This is a genomic window from Streptomyces sp. NPDC002057, assembly GCF_040296665.1.
Lineage (GTDB): Bacteria > Actinomycetota > Actinomycetes > Streptomycetales > Streptomycetaceae > Streptomyces.
The window spans coordinates 51,133-71,457 of the sequence record NZ_JBEOXR010000014.1 but is presented as its reverse complement, the minus strand read 5'-3'; the positions used below and the strand labels follow the sequence as shown (position 1 = coordinate 71,457).

General features: G+C 72.7%; 17 protein-coding genes. 5 read left to right on the top strand and 12 right to left on the bottom strand.

From position 1 onward, the window contains the following. Window positions 1–116 precede the first annotated feature (116 nt). Both ABT129_RS14340 and ABT129_RS14335 read right to left on the bottom strand, forming a co-directional pair. Window positions 117–1,688 (bottom strand): pyridoxal phosphate-dependent decarboxylase family protein, encoded by a 1,572-nt coding sequence (locus tag ABT129_RS14340; protein WP_351900607.1) that lies wholly within the window; start codon window positions 1,686–1,688, stop codon window positions 117–119. Next, the gene (locus tag ABT129_RS14335) at window positions 1,678–3,093 is read right to left on the bottom strand and encodes an MFS transporter (protein ID WP_351900606.1); all 1,416 of its coding nucleotides are present in this window, start codon (window positions 3,091–3,093) and stop codon (window positions 1,678–1,680) included. The genes ABT129_RS14340 and ABT129_RS14335 overlap by 11 nt, the downstream gene beginning before the upstream one ends. Window positions 3,094–3,258: 165 nt before the next feature. Between ABT129_RS14335 and ABT129_RS14330 the strand changes: the two genes are divergently transcribed. Both ABT129_RS14330 and ABT129_RS14325 read left to right on the top strand, forming a co-directional pair. Further along, entirely contained in the window at window positions 3,259–3,405 is a 147-nt protein-coding gene (locus ABT129_RS14330; RefSeq protein WP_351900605.1) for a hypothetical protein, read from the top strand. A gap of 47 nt (window positions 3,406–3,452) precedes the next feature. After that, entirely contained in the window at window positions 3,453–3,836 is a 384-nt protein-coding gene (locus tag ABT129_RS14325) for an FhaA domain-containing protein (RefSeq protein ID WP_502981761.1), read from the top strand. Between the two features lie 116 nt (window positions 3,837–3,952). Here ABT129_RS14325 and ABT129_RS14320 read toward each other — a convergent pair whose 3' ends face one another. The 3 genes from ABT129_RS14320 to ABT129_RS14310 all read right to left on the bottom strand — a co-directional run bounded on the left by ABT129_RS14320 (window position 3,953) and on the right by ABT129_RS14310 (window position 6,229). After that, window positions 3,953–5,068 carry an AI-2E family transporter gene (locus ABT129_RS14320; RefSeq protein ID WP_351900603.1) on the bottom strand — a complete coding sequence of 372 codons (1,116 nt, stop codon included), beginning with the start codon at window positions 5,066–5,068 and terminating at the stop codon, window positions 3,953–3,955. A gap of 113 nt (window positions 5,069–5,181) precedes the next feature. Continuing rightward, the gene (locus ABT129_RS14315) at window positions 5,182–5,739 is read right to left on the bottom strand and encodes a hypothetical protein (protein ID WP_351900602.1); all 558 of its coding nucleotides are present in this window, start codon (window positions 5,737–5,739) and stop codon (window positions 5,182–5,184) included. A 208-nt stretch (window positions 5,740–5,947) separates the two neighbouring features. Then, a complete protein-coding gene (locus ABT129_RS14310) occupies window positions 5,948–6,229 on the bottom strand; it encodes a GlsB/YeaQ/YmgE family stress response membrane protein (protein WP_351900601.1) in 282 nt (93 codons plus the stop codon). Between the two features lie 564 nt (window positions 6,230–6,793). Here ABT129_RS14310 and ABT129_RS14305 point away from each other — a divergent pair. Together ABT129_RS14305 and ABT129_RS14300 are read left to right on the top strand one after the other, a co-directional pair. Then, window positions 6,794–8,071, top strand: a complete 1,278-nt coding sequence (locus tag ABT129_RS14305; RefSeq protein ID WP_351900599.1) for an extracellular solute-binding protein — start codon at window positions 6,794–6,796, stop codon at window positions 8,069–8,071. Between the two features lie 104 nt (window positions 8,072–8,175). Further along, the gene (locus ABT129_RS14300; RefSeq protein ID WP_351900598.1) at window positions 8,176–8,910 is read left to right on the top strand and encodes an SOS response-associated peptidase; all 735 of its coding nucleotides are present in this window, start codon (window positions 8,176–8,178) and stop codon (window positions 8,908–8,910) included. Window positions 8,911–8,986: 76 nt separating this feature from the next. Here the strand turns inward: ABT129_RS14300 and ABT129_RS14295 are convergent, their stop codons facing one another. Beyond that, entirely contained in the window at window positions 8,987–9,460 is a 474-nt protein-coding gene (locus ABT129_RS14295) for a MarR family winged helix-turn-helix transcriptional regulator (RefSeq protein ID WP_351900596.1), read from the bottom strand. Between the two features lie 117 nt (window positions 9,461–9,577). On the opposite strand from ABT129_RS14295, the gene ABT129_RS14290 reads away from it, so the two are divergent. After that, entirely contained in the window at window positions 9,578–11,086 is a 1,509-nt protein-coding gene (locus ABT129_RS14290; RefSeq protein WP_351900595.1) for an MFS transporter, read from the top strand. 141 nt (window positions 11,087–11,227) lie between these two features. On the opposite strand, the gene ABT129_RS14285 is transcribed toward ABT129_RS14290, so the two are convergent. From ABT129_RS14285 to ABT129_RS14260, 6 genes are all read right to left on the bottom strand, one after another. Then, entirely contained in the window at window positions 11,228–11,782 is a 555-nt protein-coding gene (locus tag ABT129_RS14285) for a hypothetical protein (RefSeq protein WP_351900594.1), read from the bottom strand. Between the two features lie 63 nt (window positions 11,783–11,845). Continuing rightward, entirely contained in the window at window positions 11,846–13,150 is a 1,305-nt protein-coding gene (locus tag ABT129_RS14280; protein ID WP_351900592.1) for a nucleotide-binding protein, read from the bottom strand. 79 nt (window positions 13,151–13,229) lie between these two features. Further along, a complete protein-coding gene (locus ABT129_RS14275; RefSeq protein WP_351900591.1) occupies window positions 13,230–13,832 on the bottom strand; it encodes a sigma-70 family RNA polymerase sigma factor in 603 nt (200 codons plus the stop codon). A gap of 190 nt (window positions 13,833–14,022) precedes the next feature. Further along, window positions 14,023–15,270: a S8 family serine peptidase gene (locus ABT129_RS14270; protein WP_351900589.1), complete on the bottom strand. Its 1,248-nt coding sequence runs from the start codon at window positions 15,268–15,270 to the stop codon at window positions 14,023–14,025. Beyond that, on the bottom strand, window positions 15,267–18,686 hold the full coding sequence (locus tag ABT129_RS14265) for a right-handed parallel beta-helix repeat-containing protein (RefSeq protein ID WP_351900588.1): 3,420 nt from the start codon (window positions 18,684–18,686) through the stop codon (window positions 15,267–15,269). Before ABT129_RS14265 ends, ABT129_RS14270 begins: the two co-directional genes overlap by 4 nt. Window positions 18,687–18,738: 52 nt before the next feature. Further along, the gene (locus ABT129_RS14260) at window positions 18,739–20,271 is read right to left on the bottom strand and encodes a hypothetical protein (protein ID WP_351900586.1); all 1,533 of its coding nucleotides are present in this window, start codon (window positions 20,269–20,271) and stop codon (window positions 18,739–18,741) included. Window positions 20,272–20,325 lie beyond the last annotated feature (54 nt).

Sequence of the window (20,325 nt, the reverse complement as noted above, 5' to 3'; positions counted from 1 at the left end):
TCGATGTCCCTGACGGAACGCCGTATATCCGTGAACGCGCTCCCGAAACGTGGCGGCCGGAAGGAGCCGACCAGGGGTTCGCCGGTGGCGCGGGGGAGGGCAGAGCCGAGGCGGGGTCAGATCCGGAAGATCGTCCCGATGAACTCCGCGAGGAGCCGTTCCTGCAGCGGCTGCGGCAGCGCGTCGAGCAGCACCAGCACGGGCGCCGTACGCGCGGGCAGGCCACCGTCGCCGTCGAGTCCCGCGAAGGCCAGCACTCCGGCGATGTCGTCCGGTCCGAGCGTCGCCGGATCGAGCTGCGCGGCGAGTTCGGCGAGGCCCGGATCGACGCTCACCGGCGGCAGGGCGCGCGCCGAGTCCAGGGCCGCCGCGAGATCGTCGAGGAGCGCTTCCACCTGGCCCACGGTCGCCGGGGTCAGCGTCAGGTGGAGATTGGGCGGCAGGCCGTCGAAGGACAGTTGCGGCTGGAGGTACCAGCCGCGCTCGCGCATCTCGTCGGCCAGGTGCAGCAGCAGGCTCAGGTCGGCCCCGGCCTCCACGCCCCGGTCACCCTCCGCGCCCTGGTCACCGCCCGTTGTTGGGGCGCTTCCCCCGCTCGTGCCCCCGCTCGCGCCCCCGTTCGCGCCCCCGGGTGCGTCCCCGAGCACCGTGAACGCCACGAGTCCGGCGGCCGGATCGCCCAGCACCCGTACGCCGGGGAGCGCCCGCAGGCCCGCCAGGAGCCGGTCCGATGCCTCGGCGACCCGCCCCGCCAGAGCGGTGTAGCCGTCGTCGCCGACGTACTGCAGGACGGCCCACGCCTGGGCCAGCAGACCGCCCGGCTTCGTACCCTGCACCGTCGGGTTCACGACCGGGTAGCCGGGCCAGCCCGCGTGTGCGAAGTACTGGTGCCGGCGCAGCGCCGCGTCCCGGTACAGCACGACGGAGGCGCCCTTGTCGGCGTACCCGTACTTGTGCAGGTCGACGGAGAGCGACGTCACCCCGGGCACCGACAGGTCGAAGGGTTCGACCTTCCGCCCGGCACGCCGCAGGTGAGGCAGGATCCAGCCACCGATGCACGCGTCGACGTGGCAGAGCACGCCCCGCGCCGCGGCGGCAGCGGCGATCCGGGCCACCGGGTCGATCACCCCGTGCGCGTACGAGGGGGCCGAGGCGACCACCAGGGCGGTGCGGTCCGTGATCGCGGCCGCGATCGCCGTCGCGTCGGCGCGGAAGGTGTCCGGGTCGACGGGGACGACGACCGTCTCCAGCCCCAGGTAGTGCGCGGCCTTGTGGAACGCCGCGTGCGCGGTCGACGGGAGAACGAGCTGCGGCGCGGTGATTCCGCGTTCGGCCCGCGCGTGGTCACGGGCCGTCTTGACGGCGAGCAGGATGCTCTCCGTCCCGCCGCTGGTGAAGGTGCCCTGGGCGTCGGGCGCGCCGAGGAGCGCCGCGACGGCGCCCACCACGTCGTTCTCCAGGCGCGCCACGCTCGGGAAGACGGTCGGGTCGAGTCCGTTGACGGTCGCGAAGGCGGTGTACGCGGCGGCGGCCAGCTCGTCGAGGCCTTCGAGGCCCGCGTCGTAGACGTAGGCGAAGGTACGTCCGCCGCGTGTCGGGGCGTCGGCCGCGCGCAGCGCGCCGAGTTCGGCGAGGACCTCGTCGGCGGGGCGGCCGGAAGGCAGGGAACGGAGAGGTTCAGTCGGCACGGTCGGTCGTCACTTCCTGCTGCGGGGCGGCCTGTTCGGGTACGGATGGAAGGGGAGGCGTGTGTTCCTCGGCCGGGGCCTCGCGGTAGCGGTGGAGGGGCCACAGGCTCGCGGCGGCGAGCAGCGCGGGCAGCAGGCTCATGCCCGCGGAGATGCCGGCCAGCGCCGCGTCGGGTTGGGCGACCTGGTGCTCCGCGTCGGAGGACCGGAATCCCGTCACGGCCAGGACCAGCGCGAACACCCCCGCCCCCAGGGCGAACGCGAGCGTCTCGGCGGCGGTCCACAGGCCGGTGAAGGTCGCGGCCCTCCGTCTGCCAGTGCGGACCACGTCGGCGGCGAGCGTGTCGGCCAGCATGCTCAGCGGCAGCAGCTGGAGCCCCGCGTAGGCGATGCCGATGACGACGACCGCGCCGTACCCGACGGCCGGCCCGGCGAAGGGGGTGAGCGAGAGCAGGAGCGTCCCGGCGAGGAACAGCAGCGAGGCGCACCACTGGGCCCTCTTCACACCGAGCCGGCGGGCGATCCGGTTCCACAGCGGCATGACGAGGACGAGCGGTCCGATGAGGGCCGCGAAGAGCGGGGTGACGGCGGTGGCGGAGCCCAGTGTGTACGTGGCGAAGTACTGGACGGCGGCGAGCATCACCCCGATGGCGAGGGCCTGGAGCGTCCACATGCCCACGAGGTGGAGGAAGGACCGGTTCTCGCGGGCGACGGCCAGCTGGGCCCGCAGCGAGGGCTCGGCCTCGCTGCGGGCCGCCTCCGGGGCCCAGCGCGTCGCGAACCACGCGCCGAACATGCCGAGGGCCAGCAGCGCGGCGACGGCGATCCCCATCAGCCGGTAGCTCGCCGGCGTGTCGCCGTCGGCGTGGGCGATCGCGGGGGCGAGCGCCCCGGACAGCAGGATCGCGACGCCGAGGAACCCCACGCGCCAGCCGAGGACCCGGCCGCGCTCGTCGGCGTCCTCCGTCATCTCGGCGGGCATCGTCACGTACGGCACCTGGAAGACGGCGTACGCGGTGGCGGCGAGCAGGAACAGCACGGCCACGTAGCCGGCCGCCGCGGCGCCGCGCAGTGGCGGCGCCGCGAAGAGCAGCGCGAAGAGCGGCGGGAGGGTGCACGCCCCGGCGAGCAGGAACGGCCGCCGTGGGCCGCCGCGCAGTCGGCTGCGGTCCGACAGCGCTCCGACGATCGGGTTGATCAGCACGTCCCAGGCCTTCGGAAGGAAGACCGCGAACCCCGCGACGGCCGCGGGGACGGCGAGAACGTTGGTCAGGTAGTAGAGCAGGATCAGCCCGGGCACGGTGGCGAACGTGCCGGTGCACAGCGAGCCGAGCCCGTACCCGATGCGCACCCGGCGGGGCAGGGGCGTGGCCGGGCCGGGAGTCGCACGGAGGTCCGGAGGCATGGCGCAGATCATGAACGACGGTACGAGCGGGCGGCAAGGGTCTGGTGTGACGGGGAGATGAACACGCGAGCGGGGCGGGGACCCCGTCGGCCCGCGTGGGGCGCCCCGGCACATGGCCGCGGTCTCCCCGGGTAGGCGGACGGGACACCGACCCCAGGAGGAACCATGTCCGGACTGACCACCCGCATCAAGCAGTTCACCCGTGGGCCGCGAGGGCGGCGCGCGATCGCCTCGGTCCGGCGCGCCGCCGCCGATCCGCGCAGGCGCGCGCGGGCGCGCAGGCTGCTCGGACGGCTGCGCGGGCGGCGGTGACCGCGAGGCCGGAGGGGAGGCACGCGGCCGCGGAGGGGCTCTCTCGGGTGGAGCGAGCCCTGGAACGCTGGCAGCACAGCCTCCTCTCCAAGATGCGCCACCGCGAGGACGTCGAGCTGCTCGACGCGCTGCACCGTGAGTGCGACCAGCACGCGGTGGTGTGCAGCGAGAGCAGAGTGGTCGTCCCGAACGCGTACGAGGTGGAACTCGACGCCCAGGTGCACGAGGAGCTGGTGCGCCACGGCCACGGCGACGTGGGGGAGGCCCTGACGGACGACCTGGCCCGTCACGGTGAGCGCAAGGGGTACGAGTGGGCGGGACCCCTCACCGTCCGCGTCACCCCGGTCGCGCGTCCGCCCGGCGACCCGTACCGGGTGTCGAGCGGTCCCATGCCCCACGTACGGGCCGACGCCTTTCCGGGGGACGGCTGATCGGTGACTCCGAGGAGTGCGCGTCCTGTGGGAGTGCCTCCCACGGGAGCGCGTCCTTTTGAGTGTGCCTCCCACGCGAGTGCGTCCTGCGGGAGCGCGTCCTGCGGCGGTGCGTCCTACGACGGCGTGACGGAGGCGGTGTGCGGCGCTTCGGCGTCGGATTCCGCCGCGGGAGTGGAGAGTTGTTCGCGTACGTAGTTCCAGATCACCGCGATCAGCGCGGCCGCGGGTACCGCGAGGAGGCTGCCCACGATGCCGGCCAGGCTGCCGCCGAGCGTCACGGCCAGGAGTACGACCGCCGCGTGGAGTCCGAGGCCGCGGCTCTGGATCATGGGCTGGAACACGTTGCCCTCCAGCTGCTGCACGACGACGATGATCGCCAGCACGAGGAGCGCGTCGGTCGGGCCGTTCGACACCAGGGCGATGAGGACCGCGACCAGGCCCGCGAAGAGGGCTCCCACGATCGGGACGAAGGCGGAGACGAACGTCAGCACGGCCAGGGGAAGCACCAGGGGCACGTCGAGGAACCACAGGCCCAGGCCGATGAACACGGCGTCGAGCAGACCGACGAACGCCTGCGAGCGCACGAACGCCCCCAGGGTCTCCCAGCCGCGCGCGGCCACGACGGGGACGTCCGTAGCCAGGCGGCCGGGGAGCTGACGGGTGAGCCACGGCAGGAAGCGCGGCCCGTCCTTGAGGAAGAAGAACATCAGGAAGAGCGCCAGGACGGCGGTGACGAGACCGCTGAACACGGTGCTCACGCCCGAGACGACGGTGGTGACCATACTGCCGACACTGTCCTGGATCCGGGCCATCGCGGTGTCGAAGGCGCCGGAGATCTGGTCGTCCCCGATGTTCAGCGGGGGCCCGGAAGCCCACTCGCGCACCTTCTGAATGCCCTCGACCACGCCGTCGGCGAGCTCTCCGGACTGGGACGCGACCGGCACCGCGATCAGCGCGACGATGCCCGCGACCGTCAGGAGGAAGAGCACGGTGACCACGCCCGCGGCGAGGGCCGGTGCCCACCCGAGCCTGCGCAGGAAGCGCGTGAGGGGCCAGGTCATGGTGGTGAGGAGCAGGGCCACGATGAGCGGCCAGACGACCGACCACATCCGGCCCAGGATCCACAGGGCCACTGCCGCCATCAGCAGGACCAGCAGCGACTCGGCGGAGACGCGTGCCGTTCTGCGGAGCGCGGCGGCGGTCTTCGTCGAACTCAGTATCTCAGACATGGGGTTCACTCTATTGACGCCTGGCACCCGCCCGGAGTCGGCGGTGGACCCTCCCGGACTTGTCGAGGTACGGGTGGTGGGGGCGGGGAAGTCCGGCTGCGAGGGCGCTTCTCTCACGCGCGGGGCTGAGGAAGCGGCGCCGCCGTGCCGTCGGCCGGCAGGGCGGCGGTACACGGGTGCCCGTCGTGCGGCGGGGGAGTCGTCCCCTGCTGGTTGGTCGGGGACGCCGGAGCGATGGCCGTGATGCGCATGCGACGCAGGAGATCGCGGGTCGTACGCATGTTCAGCACGCTGCTCCAGGCGATGCCGGGGTGGCGGGAGCGCAGGTGCAGAAGGGCCCGGGTGCCCAGGCCGCTGCTGTGGAAGCGCTCGTCGATGACGACGGCGGTGATGACACCCTGGGAGCAGCCGGAGCAGATCCGGTAGTGGACCTCGCCGACCACCTGGCGGATGTGGATGAGAAGCAGGCACTCCTCGCCGGGGCCGGACAGATCGGGGAGGTGCGTGGACAGGAACTCGATCGCCCGGTAGGCGAGGATCCGGCGGCGGAAGCGACCGGTGCTCCGGCCCCGGCGTGAGTGCTTGGGGCCGGTCCGACCGGGCAGCGATGCCCGGGTCGAGGGAGCGGAGCCGAACAGAGTGCTCGCGGGACGCGCATGTTGTCCGTGCATGGAATGTCGTCTGCCCGGAGTCCGCACGGATACCCGGCCGCTGCGGATATCGGGGCGGAACGCGGTGCGAGCGAGAGCCCACCGGACGCGCCCGGCTGGGCTCCTTGGCGCGTCCGGTGGGCCCCGGCTCCCCGCACGCCGACGGCTCCCGCCCCGTGCGTGAGGGGAGGGAGCCGTCCGGGTCGTGCGGTGGCGAGCCGTCAGGAGGTCACGCGTGTCGGTGCGAGTGCCGCCGGTTGCCGGTGAGGACGCGGTACAGGGCGAGCAGGATGATGGAGCCGACGATCGCGGCGATCCAGGTGGAGACGTCGAAGAACCCGTCGATGGAGTCGACGCCGAAGATCACCTTGCCGAGCCAGCCGCCGAGCAGGCCGCCACCGATGCCGATGAGCATGGTGATGATGATGCCGCCGGGGTCCTTGCCCGGCATCAGGGCCTTGGCGATGACGCCGGCGAGCAAGCCGATGATGATCCACGCGATGATGCCCATGGTGCGTCTCCGCTCTCTGCTGTATGGCTTGTGTCAGCTAGCGTCTGCACCGATCGCGCCCGAACAAACGTCCTCTCCGAAGATTCGTTCTCGCCTTCTGCGACTGCGGCCCCGTGCGAGTGCGGTGGGTCGACCGCGAACGCCCACGAGCCGGAACCCGGAAACCCGGAATTCGGACGGCAGGCACCGACTATCGGGGCGGAGTCTGCCGGGCAACGGGCGTTCGGAGGACGTCGCTTCTACGGCACTGCTCGGCACTCCTCGGCGCTCTTCGACAGGCGCTGCATTTCCGCCGCGGCGACTCCGCTCATTGCTTGCTCCGGGAGCGGGTGTTGAGGCCGATACCTCGCGGGTCCGCCTTTCGGCGACACTCCATTGCGGAGGGGTGCCGGACATGGTGGAGCGCTCTACGCGCGTCGGAATCGGCCTCGGCATATGAGAAAGCACCAGACCGTGCCGACGCGGTTGGAGAAAGGGCCACAACCTTTGATCAGGGGGCGCCATACATCCCGAGCCAGGGAAGAATGCCGGACGCACTGTCCAAAGAAAAATAAGGAACGATCCGTGCGACCAAGACTCTTCGGCGCGACCGCCTCCGTGGCCGCACTCGGACTACTGGGCTCCTTCGTCACCGCCTGCGGCTCGTCCGGGGGCGGCGGAGGGACGACCTTGCGCTTGGTGGCAGCCGAGTACGGCAACAGCCCGTCGACCAGCTCCAAGGTGTACTGGGACAGGCTGACCACCTCCTTCACCGCCGCCCACCCCGGCACGAAGATCGAGGTGACGCTCTATCCGTGGGCCGACGTCGACCGCGAGGTGACCCGTCTCGTCGAGGAGGGCAACGCCCCCGACGTGGCCCTGATGGGCGCGTACTCCGACTTCGCGGCGCAGGGCCGCCTCTACCCCGCCAGCGAGCTGCTGTCGGTGAGGGCGGAGGCGAACTTCCTGCCCCCGCTCGCGGAGGCCGGCTCGGTCGACAACACCCTGTACGGCCTGCCCTTCGTGGCGAGCAGCCGGCTCCTCTTCTACAACGAGGAGCTGTTCGACAAGTCCGGGGCGGAACCGCCGAAGACCTGGACCGAGCTGGAAGAGGCGGCCAAGGCGCTGAAGGAGGAGGGCGTTCCCTACCCGTACGCCCTGCCGCTCGGCCCCGAGGAGGCCCATGCCGAAGCCCTGATCTGGGAACTGAGCAACGGGGGAGGGTACGCCGGCGCCAGCGGCGGATACGACATCGCGTCCGAGAGGAACACGCAGACGTTCCGCTGGATAAAGAAGAACCTCGTCGAGCCCGGACTGACCGGCCCGGTGCCGCCCGCCGACCTCAACCGGCAGGACGCCTTCGCCGCCTTTCTGCGGGGCGAAGTCGGCATGCTCAACGGTTACCCCTCGCTCCTCCACGAGGCGAGGGCGAAGGGAATGAAGGTCGGCACCCTGACCATGCCGGTGTCGGACACGCTGAAAGACGGCCGGCCCTTGTCGTCGGCGGGTGTCGCCGACTGGATGATGGCCTTCAAGCGCGACGGCAATCGTGAACTGGTCGGGAGTTTCCTGGAATTCGTCTACGAGGACAAGAACCTCAGCGCGTTCGCCGACCGCTACCATCTGCTGCCCTCGACCGTCTCCGCGAGCCAGGCGTCCAAGGACGCGGCGGACCCCGCCAACGAGCAGTTCATGGAGGCCCTGAGCGGTGCCGAGCTCTACCCGGTCAACGAACCCTCCTGGCTGCAGGTGAGCAACACCATCAAGCGGAACATCGGCAAGGCGGTGGCGCCGTCCGCCGATCCGAAGGCCGTTCTGGAGGGCATCGCCGACGAGGTCCAGGAGATGGCGAAGCAGCCGTAGGCGAGAAGCGCTCCACCCTCTGTCGCCGGCGTGCCGGGGATCGCCCGGTGACACGGGGTGGCTATCGCCGTCGGGGCGGGTGGGTGCCGTGGCACAGTTGCCTCATGTGCGGTCGTTACACCTCCACCCGTGGTCCCGAGGATCTGGCCCGGCTCTTCCAGGTCACCGACTGGCGCCCCGAGGAGGCGCTGGCGCCCAGCTGGAACGTCGCCCCGACCGACGAGGTCTACGCGGTGCTCGAACGTGCCGCCCGCGACGACGGGGGCGACGCGCGCCGTGAGTTGCGTGCGCTGAGGTGGGGGCTCGTGCCGTCGTGGGCGAAGGACCCGAAGGCCGGTGCGCGGATGATCAACGCGCGGGTCGAGACCGTCCACGAGAAGCCCGCCTACCGGCGCGCCTTCGCCAGACGCCGCTGTCTCCTGCCCGCCGACGGCTTCTACGAGTGGGAGCCGGTGAAGGACGAGGCGACGGGCAGGACCCGCAAGCAGCCGTACCTCATCCGCCCCTCCGACGGCCAGGTCATGGCCATGGCCGGGCTCTACGAGTACTGGCGCGACCCCGACGTCGGCAGCGACGACGACCCCGAAGCCTGGCTCACGACCTGCACGATCATCACCACCGAAGCCACCGACGCGGCCGGCCGCGTCCACCCCCGCATGCCGCTCGCCCTCACCCCCGACCACTACGACACCTGGCTCGACCCCCACCACCACGACACCGACGACCTCCGTGCTCTGCTCACGCAGCCGGCGGACGGCCGGCTCGACGTCCGGCCCGTCTCCATGGCCGTCAACAACGTCCGCAACAACGGCCCGCACCTCCTCGACGCACCTGCCTGACGCGGACCCACCCGCCTGACGCGAATGCACCTGTCTGACGCGGGCCACCCGCCCGACGGTGCACGGGCGGTTGTTCCTACTCCGCGAGGTGGGTGTCCATGGTGGAGTTGAGGTCGGCCATGAACGCTTCGAACTGCTCCAGGAGCTGGGGCGGGTAGGGCGACATCGCGGTGTCGAGGCGGCGGGCGAGGGGGCCGAAGAACTCGTCCGCCCGCTCCTGGATGTGCCCGCCGCTGCGCAGGGTGACGACCCGCCGGTCGGAGTGCTCGCGCGCGCGGGTGATGTGTCCTGCCGCTTCGAGGCGGTTCAGGAGCGCGGTGGTGGCGCCCGTGGAGAGGGAGATCCGCTCGCTCAGTCGTGCCGGTGACAGAGGGGTGCCGCGTTCCTCGGCGGCGGCGATCTCCAGTACCGCGGTCGCGTCGGTGGAGTGCAGGCCCAGCCAGGCGGCGAAGCGCCGGCTGAGCTCGGCATAGTGGCCGCCGTAGATCCTCAGCGATTCCATCAGCCGCTCACGCTGCTCCGCGACGCCGTCGCGCATCGCTTCCTCCATGCAGGTTCCTCCGCGTTCTGTCGTGCCGCGCGGTCCCACACCGGCGGCCCGCTTTGACAACCTACCGTCCTCACTTTACCTTCACCATGGAATTACTTCACCATGGAGGTATCTATCGTGCGTGACCCGTCCCCCACCCCTGACGAGACCACCCGGCCCGAGCCCTACCGGTGGCGATGGCTGATCCTGGCGGTGATGATCGTCGCGGAGATCATGGACCTCCTGGACGCGTCGATCGTCAACGTCGCCGGGCCTGACCTGGAGGAATCCCTCGGTGCTGGCTCCGTCGGACTGCAGTGGGTGATCGGCGGCTACGCCCTCACCCTGGGCGCCGGTCTCGTCCTGGGCGGCCGGCTCGGTGACCGCTACGGGCGGCGCCGGATGTTCCTGATCGGCCTGGCGGCCTTCACCGCGAGCTCGCTGCTGTGCGCGATCGCGCCGAACATCGAGTCGCTCATCGCCTTCCGCCTGCTGCAGGGCACCGCCGGCGCGATGCTGCTCCCGCAGGGCCTGGGCCTGCTGCGGGAGAACTTCTCCGGTCCCGAGCTCACCAAGGTCTTCGCGATCTTCGGCCCCGTACTCGGCCTGGGCGGCATCATCGGCCCGGTTCTGGGCGGCTTCCTCATCGAGGCCGACTTCTTCGACCTGGGCTGGCGGTCGGTGTTCCTGATCAACCTGCCCATCGGTGTCGCGGCGCTGATCGTCGCCGCGAAGTTCGTGCCCAGGAAGTCGGGCGACCGCACGCTCCGGGTCGACATGGTCGGCGCGGCCCTGGTCGTGGTCTCCTGCGTCCTGCTCGTGCTGCCGCTGAACCAGGGGCAGGAGGACGGCTGGCCGCTGTGGACGTGGCTGAGCATGACCGCCTCGGTGATCGGCTTCGCCCTGTTCGCCCTCCAGCAGCGCCGGACGGCCGCCGCGGGCCGTGAGCCGCTGGTCACCCCGGGCCTGCTGCGCAAGCCGGCGTTCACCGTCGGACTCGGTGGCATCGCGCTGTTCTTCGGCGGGCTGATCGGTACGCAGCTCGTGCTGACCCTGTTCCTGCAGATCGGCCGGCACTTCACCGCCGGGGAGGCGGGACTCGGCAATCTGCCGCTCGCGGTGGGGACCGCGATCGGCGGCGCGGTCAGCGGCGCGTTCCTCGCGGACAAGATCGGCCGAAGGGTCCTGCAGATCGGACCGCTGGTCCAGCTGGCCGGTGCGGCCGTGCTGTGGTTCGAGCTGGACGGCCTCGACGCCGCCTCGTTCTCCATCTGGGACATCGTTCCCGGCACGGTGGTGGCGGGCGTCGGTGCCGGCATGGTGATCGCCGCCCTGTTCAGCTTCATCCTGGCCGCGGTCGACGACGACGAGATCGGTTCCGCCTCCGGTGTCCTGACGGCGGTCCAGGCGGTCGGCGGCTCCATCGGCGTCGCCGTCTTCGGCTCGGTGTTCTTCGCCCAGGCCAAGACCGGCGACTTCACCGCCGGATTCCACCGCGCGCTGATCGTCCAGGCCTGCCTGCTGGTGGCCTTCCTCGCGATCACCTTCCTCCTGCCCAAGAAGGGCCGACCCGAGGAGGAGCAGCACGGCGCCACCGCCGAGGCCCCGGCCGCTGACCCCGCCACCAAGCAGCACCTCGGGGTGTGAGGCCCGGGTCGCCACGCCGCCCCTCGACTCCCCGCTGCTCCAGCCTGATCCCGCACCCCGCCTCCAACGCCTCGCTCGCGTTCCGCTGACGTTCCCGCAGGTCGAGGCCGGTAAGCGCCCCCACCGGCTCACGCCCCCGGCTCACCAGGGGCTGCTGCTGCTCGTCGACGTGTGCCCGTGCGATGTCGTACGGGCCGGAGAAGCGGCGGGCCGGCTGCCGAAGGCGGTGTCGTCCGACGACGACCGCGTGGAGCCCTGGGCGGGGCCGGCGGTCGTGAGACCGGCCGGGGTGGTCGACGTCGACTGCGTCGCCGCCCTGATCGGAGCGTCGTGGACCAGCTCGTGGGTGCGTTCGGCCGACTGGCCGATCCACTCCAGGCGCAGCACGAGGTTGCGCTCGTGCTGGTTCCCCTGGGGCCAGTCCACGTCCTTGCTGGTCACCGTCTGCGTACGGACGCCGTCCACGGTCTCCCAACGGCTCCTGACCGCACGGATGTTGGGGCGCCATTTCCCCTCGTGCCGGTGCTCCACCACGAGGTGCCAGCCCGGCGCGTCGATGTGCCGGACCGTTCCCACCTCGCCCGGGATCTCGATCCGTGCTCCCCGGACGCCGGACACCACGACCACCGCGCGCTGCGGCCAGTCGGCGTCGACGCCGGTGACGGTGATCCGGCAGGGGCCCTCGTACCAGGCCATGGGTTGTCCTCCAGTGTTCCGGGGTGGGGGAAGGCGTGTGCGCTCGTGGGTGGCGATGGTGCCTCAGTCGCGGCCGAACTCCCGCGCCACCAGCGACGCGAGTTCGTAGAACGCGGCTCGGGTCCGGCCGCGCATCCACTCGGGTTCGACCTCGCCGCCGCGCGCCAGGTAGGGGTCGTACGGAACGGTCACCACGGCCCGGCACCGCTGCTGGAAGTGGGCGACGACCTCGTCGACCCGGATCAGCCGCCCCGCCGACGACCGCACGCCGGAGACGACGGTCACCGCGTCGCGTGCCTTCTCCTCGTAGCCGTGGGCGGTCAGCCAGTCGAAGGTGAGGACGGCGCTGCTCGCGCCGTCCACGCTCGGCGTGGCCGCGACGACCAGCTGGTCCGACAGGTCCAGGACGCCGCGCATGGTGTCGTGCAGCATGCCGGTTCCGGTGTCCGTGAGGACGATCGGGTACTGGCCGCAGAGCAGGTCGACGACCTGCCGGTAGTCTTGGTCGTCGAATCTCCGTGAGACCGTCGGGTCCGCGTCGTTCGCGACGACCTCCAGGCCGCTGGGCGCCTGCGTGGTGAACGCCCGGATGTCCATGTAGGTGCGCAGGCTAGGGATCGCGGCCACCAGGTCGCGCACGGTGGCGCCGGTCTCGCGCCGGACGCGGCGGCCCAGGGTGCCCGAGTCCGGGTTCGCGTCCACGGCGACGACGCGGTCGGCCCGTTCATGTGCCAGCACCGCGCCGAGAGCCAGGGTCGTGGTGGTCTTCCCTACCCCGCCCTGCTGGCTGATCACCGCGATCCGGTGACTGCGCCGCAGCGGGGTCAGGAGGTCCTCGGTGACCCGGCCCGGGGCGCGGCGCAGGCCGACCCGGAAGCGACCGCGGGTGGGGCGGCGGATCAGGCGTTCACTCGACAGGTCCTGGTCAGCGGTGCGGCCGAGATGCCGTGGCGGTGCGCTGCCGGCCTCTGGGGTGGCTTCGGCCGGGACCGGGGCCGGGGCCGAGACCGGGGCAGGGGCGGCGGACTCCGCCCGTGGCGCCGGGGCCTCCGTCGGGGCCTCCGTCGGCTCCGGGGCCACGACCACGGAGGTGCGGTGCTCGATGTCCGGCTCCGGGGCCACCGCAGCGACAGTGGCGTGTTCGGCGTCCGGCTCCGGGTGTACGGCGAGGTCGCCGCCCTCGGCCGGCTCACCCCCCTCGTTCTCATCGTGGGCGGCGCCCGTGCGCGGCACGTCGTCGTCACCCGTGGACGGCACCGCCGACGGCTCCTCGCCCCGGCCCGTACGCCACTCCTCCGGGCTGTAGTCGGGTGCGTCCGTCCAGTGCGCGGGTTCGTCCCTGTCGATTCTGGCTACGACGGTGACCACCTGGCGGTCCCTTCTCGTCGGTCGTCCTGAGTGGTGGCCCGCGCGGCGGGGCCGGGGCGGGTGCGGGTGGGCACGGAGGTCACGCCGGGGCCAGGCCCCGGCGTTCCAGGACGGGGCGCAGTGCCCGTACGGCATAGAAATTGCGGGACTTGACGGTGCCCGGCGGGATGCCGAGCACCGCCGCCGCGTCGGTGGTCGAGCGGTCGTTGAGGTGCAGCTCCACCAGGACCTCCCGGTGGTGCGGCCCCAGTTCGGCGAGGGCGTCGTGGATGGCGTGCGCCACCACGACCTCCTCGTAGGGGTCGTCCGAGGACGCCCGGTCCTCCGGTGTCTCGTCGCCCAGTTCCTTCGCTCGGGCCGACAGCGACCGGAAGTGGTCGATGGCGATGCGACGGGCGACGGTGAAGAGCCAGGGGCGGCCGTGCTCCGGGCCGCGGGCCAGCGCCTGGGGGTTCTGCCAGGCACGCAGGAACGTCTCCTGAAGCATGTCCTCGGCCTTGCCCCGGTCCCCGCTGGTCAGACGGAGCAACGCGCGGAACAGGGCGGAGGCGTGCAGCCGGTGGAGCTCCGCCAGTGTGTCGCGGTCCATTGTGGGGCGGGGCCGCGCTTCCGCGCGGTGGTCCGGATCCGCCCCCACACGGCCCGCGTCGTCCGGCACACCGCCGGCGCTGTCCCCCTGCATGACCATCCTGGCTGTTCCCCTCGCGCTGTGCCGTCGACGGCTCTAGGGCGGACGACGGCGGCACCGACGACCCTCTGCGTCAGGCCCGTTCGGGGAGACACTCGCAACCTTGACTAATGTTCTGCTAATGATTCGCCGTCGATCCTGCCCCGCTCGGTAACGCATCGCTTGCGTCCTTGCCGAGCGGCCCTCATCCGGGCTTCCGTTCCGGCGCGGGGGCCTGATAGCCGCCCGGCCGCCAACGCCGTCGCCGCCCCCGCGGCACTACGGCGGCGGCCCCCGCCACCGCCGCCAGTACCGCCAGGGAACCGGCCGACACCCACCAGGCGGGACCCGCGGCGGACGGGCCGGGACCGGGTGGCATCGTCACGCCGGGCACCGGCGCCCGGGCGCTCCCGGAAGCCTCCTCGCGCCGCTCCTCGGGGAGCACGGCCGTGACGGCCGCCACCGGGTCGACCGGACCGAAGCCCCGCACCGGGTCCGGGACGCGTCCGCCCGGCCCCGACGTGGTGGCGCGCAGCCGTTGCACCAGCGCCTCGGCGCTCAGCTCCGGGTGGTAGCCGAGGACCAGAGCCGCGGTTCCGGCCACCAGGGCGGCCGCGTAACTCGCCCCGGACGCGGTGAACTTCCCCCGTCCGCCCGGACCGGGGCCCGTCACCGCCTCGCCCGGAGCCGTCAGGTCCACCCGGCTCCGGGAGTCCTGTCGCCGCGACGCCCCGCCGGGCCCGGTCCCCAGCACGGACACGACCTGCGGGTGGGCCGCCGGGTACGCGACCGTGCCGTCCGCGCCGTCGGGGGAGGCCGGGGCGATCACGACCGAGCCCCTGGAGACCGCGTACCGTACGGCGGCCGACAGCGCCGGGCTGTCCGTGCCCGCCACCGCCACCGTCACGACCACGCGGGCGCCGCCGTCGACCGCGACCCGGATGCCCTTGGCGAGGAGGTCGGGGGTGGTGTTCCCCCGGCGGTCGGTGACCGGGACGTCGAGGATCCGGGCGCGGGGCGCGATCCCCGCGAACCCCACCCCCGGGGTACGGGCTGCCGCGATCAGGCCCGCTGTGAACGTGCCGTGCCCTGCACAGTCCCTGGCCGGGCCACCGTCGAACTGGCGCGGTGCCCGCTTCAGCCGGTCGCCCAGCAGCCCGGCCGCGTCGTCCACGCCGGAGCCGACCACGGCCACCGTCACCCCGGCCCCTTCGGACAGCGGCCAGACCATGTCGGGGCGCAGCCGGGCCTGGGCCCACGGCACCTGGGTGACCGTACGGGCGGACGCCTTGAGACACGTGTCGTCGGAGAGCCGCTGCGTGAGCGCGGGCAGCGAGACGGGGTCCGCGCCCGGAGCCGCCCCGGCCGCCGCCGCGTCCCCCGGACTCAGCGTCAGGGCCCCGCACAGCAGCAGCGCGAGAGCCGTCGCGGCCCCTCGCGCGCCCCGGCTCACGCGACACCGCCCGGCACCCGGTCCCGGGGCACGTCCTGCGGCAGCAGCAGACTCAGTTCGGCCACGTCGTCGATGTCGAGCCTGCTGAGCCGCCCGGCCTGCCGGGTGATCATCGACTCCAGCGTCTGCCGGGCGAAGCGGCCGTTGCCGAAGGAACGGTCGCGGGGCACCGCCGCGAACAGCTCGCCCAGCGCCGACAGGGTCTCCGGCGGGCACACGTACCCGGCCTTGTCGGACAGCGCCTCGACGATCCGTACGAGTTCCTCGTCCGTGTAGTGCTCGAAGGAGACGGACCGGGAGAACCGGGAGGCCAGGCCCGGGTTGGAGTCCAGGAAGCCCCGCATCTCGTCGGAGTACCCGGCGACGATGACCACGACCTCGTCGCGGTGGTCCTCCATCAGCTTCATCAGGGTGTCGACCGCCTCCTGGCCGAAGTCGTTGCCCGTGCCGCCGCGCGGCGTCAGCGTGTACGCCTCGTCGATGAACAGGACGCCGCCGCGCGCCCGGTCGAAGGCCTCCTTCGTCAGCTGCGCGGTGTGCCCCACGAAGCGGCCCACCAGGTCAGCCCGCGCCGTCTCGATCAACTGGCCGCCCGGCAGCACACCGAGTTCGGCGAGCAGCTGTCCGTACAGACGGGCCACCGTCGTCTTGCCGGTGCCGGGCGGGCCCGAGAACACCAGGTGGTGGCTGATCGTGGCCGTCGGAAGCCCGGCCTCCTTACGGCGGTTGACCTGTTTGATCAGATTGACCAGGTCCTCGACCTGCTCCTTGGCGGCCGGCAGGCCGATCATCGCCCGCAACTCGTCGAGCAGCTCCGTCCGGCGCTCCCCGGGCCCACCGCCCGCACCCGCCGCGACGGCCGTCACCCCCACGTCCTCGGGCGTGAGCAGCGCCAGGTCGGTGTTGCGGATCTCGGGCAGCGCGGCCAGCCGCGAGGCCTGCCGGTCCACCATCTCCTCGAAGACCTTCCGCGCGGCCCGGCCGTTGCCGAAGTCGGCGCCCTTGGACACACCCTCGAAGTGCTGCGTCAGCGCCTCGCGGGTGCCGTCGGCGAGCTGGTAGCCGTGCGACGCGGCGGACATGGCCACGATCGTGGTCAGCTCGCTGTCCGAGTAGTTCTCGAAGTCCACCGTGCGGCTGAACCGGGACGCGAGACCGGGGTTGGAGTCGAGGAAGCCCCGCATCTCCTCCGAGTACCCGGCGACGATGACCACCACCTCGTCGCGGTGGTCCTCCATCAGCTTGACCAGCGTGTCGATGGCCTCCCGGCCGAAGTCCGGTCCGCTCCCGCCGGTGCCCTGGGACAGGGTGTACGCCTCGTCGATGAACAGCACACCGCCGAGCGCCTGCTGGAAGACCTCCGTCGTCTTGATCGCCGTACCGCCGATGATCGACGCCACCAGGTCCGCGCGGGCCACCTCGACGAGGTGCCCCGACGGCAGGACGTCCAGCTCGGCGAGGATCGAACCGTAGAGCCGGGCCACGGTCGTCTTGCCGGTTCCCGGGGGGCCCGCGAAGATCAGATGGCGGCTCATGGGCAGCGCGGGCATACCCGCCAACTCCCGCCGTCTGGCCAGCTTGTTGAGATTGACCAGGGTGGTGACCTGCTCCTTCACCCCGTTCAGGCCGACCAGCGCGGTCAGCGCCTCCAGAGGCCCGTCCGGCCTGCGCGGCGCGGCCGGAGCCGCCACGTGCGCGGCCTCACCGGTGGGGCCGCCCGCCGCGCCCCCGCCGCCCGCTTCCTCGTACGTCCCGCCCGCCGGGCCCCCCGGCCCGGCGGACGAGACGCCGATCTCGCCGTACGCGTCCGGCAGTTCGTTCTCCGCGCTCGTCAGGTTCTCCACCGCGAGCCGGCCCGACGGCCTGAGCTGACGCAGCCCCGACCCCCGGTTGCCGGAGACCGTGCAGTCGTGCACCCGTACCGCCTCCGTCGAGTCGACACGGATGCCGTCGGCCGTGTTGTCCACGGCCTCGCACCGGCTGAGCGTCGCCCGGCCGCCCTCCGCGACCCGGAAGCCGTACCGCCGGCAGGACCGCGCCCGGACCCGGGTCGCGGTCAGCTCCCCACCGTCCTCGACCAGCACCCCCTCCTGCGGAGAGTCGGCGACCTCGCAGTCCCGCAACGTGGCCGTGCCTCCCCCGCCGACCGAGACCGCCACCCCACCGGTCTCCCGGACCACGGTGTTGCCGACGTACGCGTTGCCGCCGTCGGCGATCCGCACCCCGGCCTGCCCGGTGGCCGAGATCTCCGAGCCCTCCAGCCGGCCCCGGCCGTCGCGGGTCACCTCCACGCCCGCCCCGGCGACGTCCGACACGGTCACGCGCCGCAGCATCGGGTTCGCGCCCTCCAGCACCCGGACCCCCGCACCCGCGCCGTCGCGCACCTCCAGCCGGTCGAAGTCCGGCGCGCTGTCCCCGGTCAGCTGGACCCCGGGGCCCTTCGCGTCCCGCACCGAACACCGCTTGAACGACGGCCCCGACGTCTCCTCCACCCAGATGCCGCTGCCCTCGGGCGCGGTGACCTCGCACTCCTCGAACGAGCCGCGCGAACGGCCGGTGACGTGGATGCCGTTGCCCTTGGTACGGGACACCCGGCAGCGGAGCAGTACCGGATCGGTGCCCTCGGCCAGCGCGATGCCGTGCACCTTCGTCCCGGACACCGAGCAGTCCTCCAGGACCACCCGCTCCTTGGAACTGATGAACACGCCCAGCAGACAGTCCCGCACCGAGGTCCGCAGCACCCGGGTGGCGCTGTTCTGCTCCAGGGCGATCGCGGGCTTGTCGGTGGCCGAGATCTCGCAGTCCTCGATCACGCCCCGGCTCTCGCCGTTGGCGCACACCCCGTTGCCCCGGGCATCGCGCAGCACGCAGTTGCGGAACGTCGGATTGGCCCGCTCGCCGATGACCACCGCCGACGTGCCCAGGTGCTCCACGACACAGCCGTCGATGACACTGGTACCGGTGGACGTCTCCACGATCCCCGCACCGCCCGGGTTGGTCACCCGGCAGCCGCGCATCGCCAGCGACCCCTGCTGGCGGGTGAGCACGGCCGTCCAGGCGTTGCCCACCACCTCGCAATCCTGGAGCGCCGCCTGACCGCGCGGCACGTCCACCGCGGGCAGTTCGTCGTCCTGCCCCTGCAGCACCAGCCCCGTCAGCTGCACCGCCTCGGCCACCACCTGCACCACCGACCCCCGGGGCGGCACGATCCGCACGCTCCCGCGCGGGTCCTCAGCGGTGATCGTCACCATCTTGGTGATGACCAGGTTCTCCTCGTACCGGCCCGGACGCACCGAGATCACCGCACCGCTGCGCGCCGCCTCCAGGGCGGCCCCGATGGTGCGGTAGAGGCCGCCGGAGCCCGACGGGCGGTCGCCCTGCGCCTCGGCGCTCACGGTCAGCACATGGCGCGACATGCGTGGTTGTTCCCTTCGTCGTGGGCCGGTGGCCGTCGGAGGCCGAACCGCTTCAGGAGGAGGTGCACTGGACTCGGGCGGCGTCACCGGCGTGGTGGGCGTACGTCCTCTTCGACCCCGACCAGTCGACACCCCGGTCGTGGAGCTTCACCGTCAGCAGGCCACGGGTGACACTGACGCCGCCCGCGCTGATCCACAGGCCCCGCGAGGAGGCCTGGTTGACGGTGAAGGAGCGCAGGATCGGGTCGTTGCCCGTCGCCCCGGCGTGCACGGTGTAGTACGACGGCTTGCCGCCGACGGCCTTGATGTCGCTGTTGTTCGGGATGTGCACCGAGACCTGGCAGGTGCCGGAGGTCACCGCGCCGGTACGGAACGTCCAGCGCAGCGAGTGCCCCGCGTCCTTGCTCGCGCTTCCGGACATCGGCAGCGAGAAGAAGCCGCCGTTGCATCCGGAACCCACGTAGCCGCCGGAGCCGTACCGCTGCCAGCCCTCCTTGCCGTCCGTGTACCAGCCGTTGTAGCTGAAGCTCGCACCCGAGCCCGCGCACGCGGGGCCCGCCACCGCCGAGTACTGCGCCTTCGCCGGGGGAGCCGGGGTCTTCTGCGGCGTGCTCACCGTCTCCCGCGACCTGGTCGGAGTCGGGCTGGGCCGGGCGCCGGTCGTCGGGCCGGAGGTGGGCCGGGACCCGCCGGGTGCGGAGGTCCGACCGGTGCCGGGCGTCTGCCCGGCGGAGGGCCGGGAGTCACCCGAGCCCCCGCCGGTGCCGGGGCTCTGCGTGGCGGACGGCCCGAGGCCGACGCTGCCCACACCGGCCCCCGCGCCGAGGCCGGCGGCGGACTTCGCCAGGGGGTTGTTGGCGGGCTCAGGTCCGCCGCCGTGCCCACCGGTGGCGGCCCCCGGGGCGGCGGCACCGGGCAGCGAGGAACCCTTCTCCGGCGTGTCGACCCCCGGCACGAAGCCGTCGGAGCCTCCGTCGGCCTGGTTGTACCCGGTCGGGCGCGGCGGCACGGGGCCGGGGCCGGAGCCACCGCCGAGCTGCGAGAAGAGCAAGGGCACGCCCATCAGGACCACGCCCGAGGTGGCCGCCGCCGCGATCATCGGCTTCGAGAGCCGCTTGGCGGGGCGGGAGACGGAGCGAGGGGTCGCGGCAGGGGCGGCGGCCGCCGCGAGGCTCTCCGCGTCGGGCGCGGCCTGCTGCTCGCCCTCCCGGCCACTGTCCGGCGCGGTCTCCCCGGCTGTCTCGGCCTCGCCGTCGGGAGCGGTGACCACGGAGGAGTCGGGGCCGCCCGGTGCGGCGGTGCCGGCGGGTGTCCGCGCGGTGTCCGGTTCGGTCACCGAGGCGGTCGCGCCGGCCGCCTCCGGCGTGGCCTCGGCCGCCGTCGTCGGCGCGGTGGTGGCCGGTTCCGCTTCGGGAGCCGGCCCGGATCCGGGGGCGGTCGCCGAGCCCGCGCCGGCCTGCGGCTCCGGCGCCGCGGTGGCCCCGGCCGGTTCCTCGCCCGCCGACTGCCAGGCGACCGTCGGCAGGCTGATGGCCGACGCGGCCTGCGCGGCGGCGTTCCCGGCCCGCACCTCGTTGTTGTCCACCCTGATTCCCCTCGGTCGTCGCGGACCCCCCGCGACAGGTACGAACGGACCGGT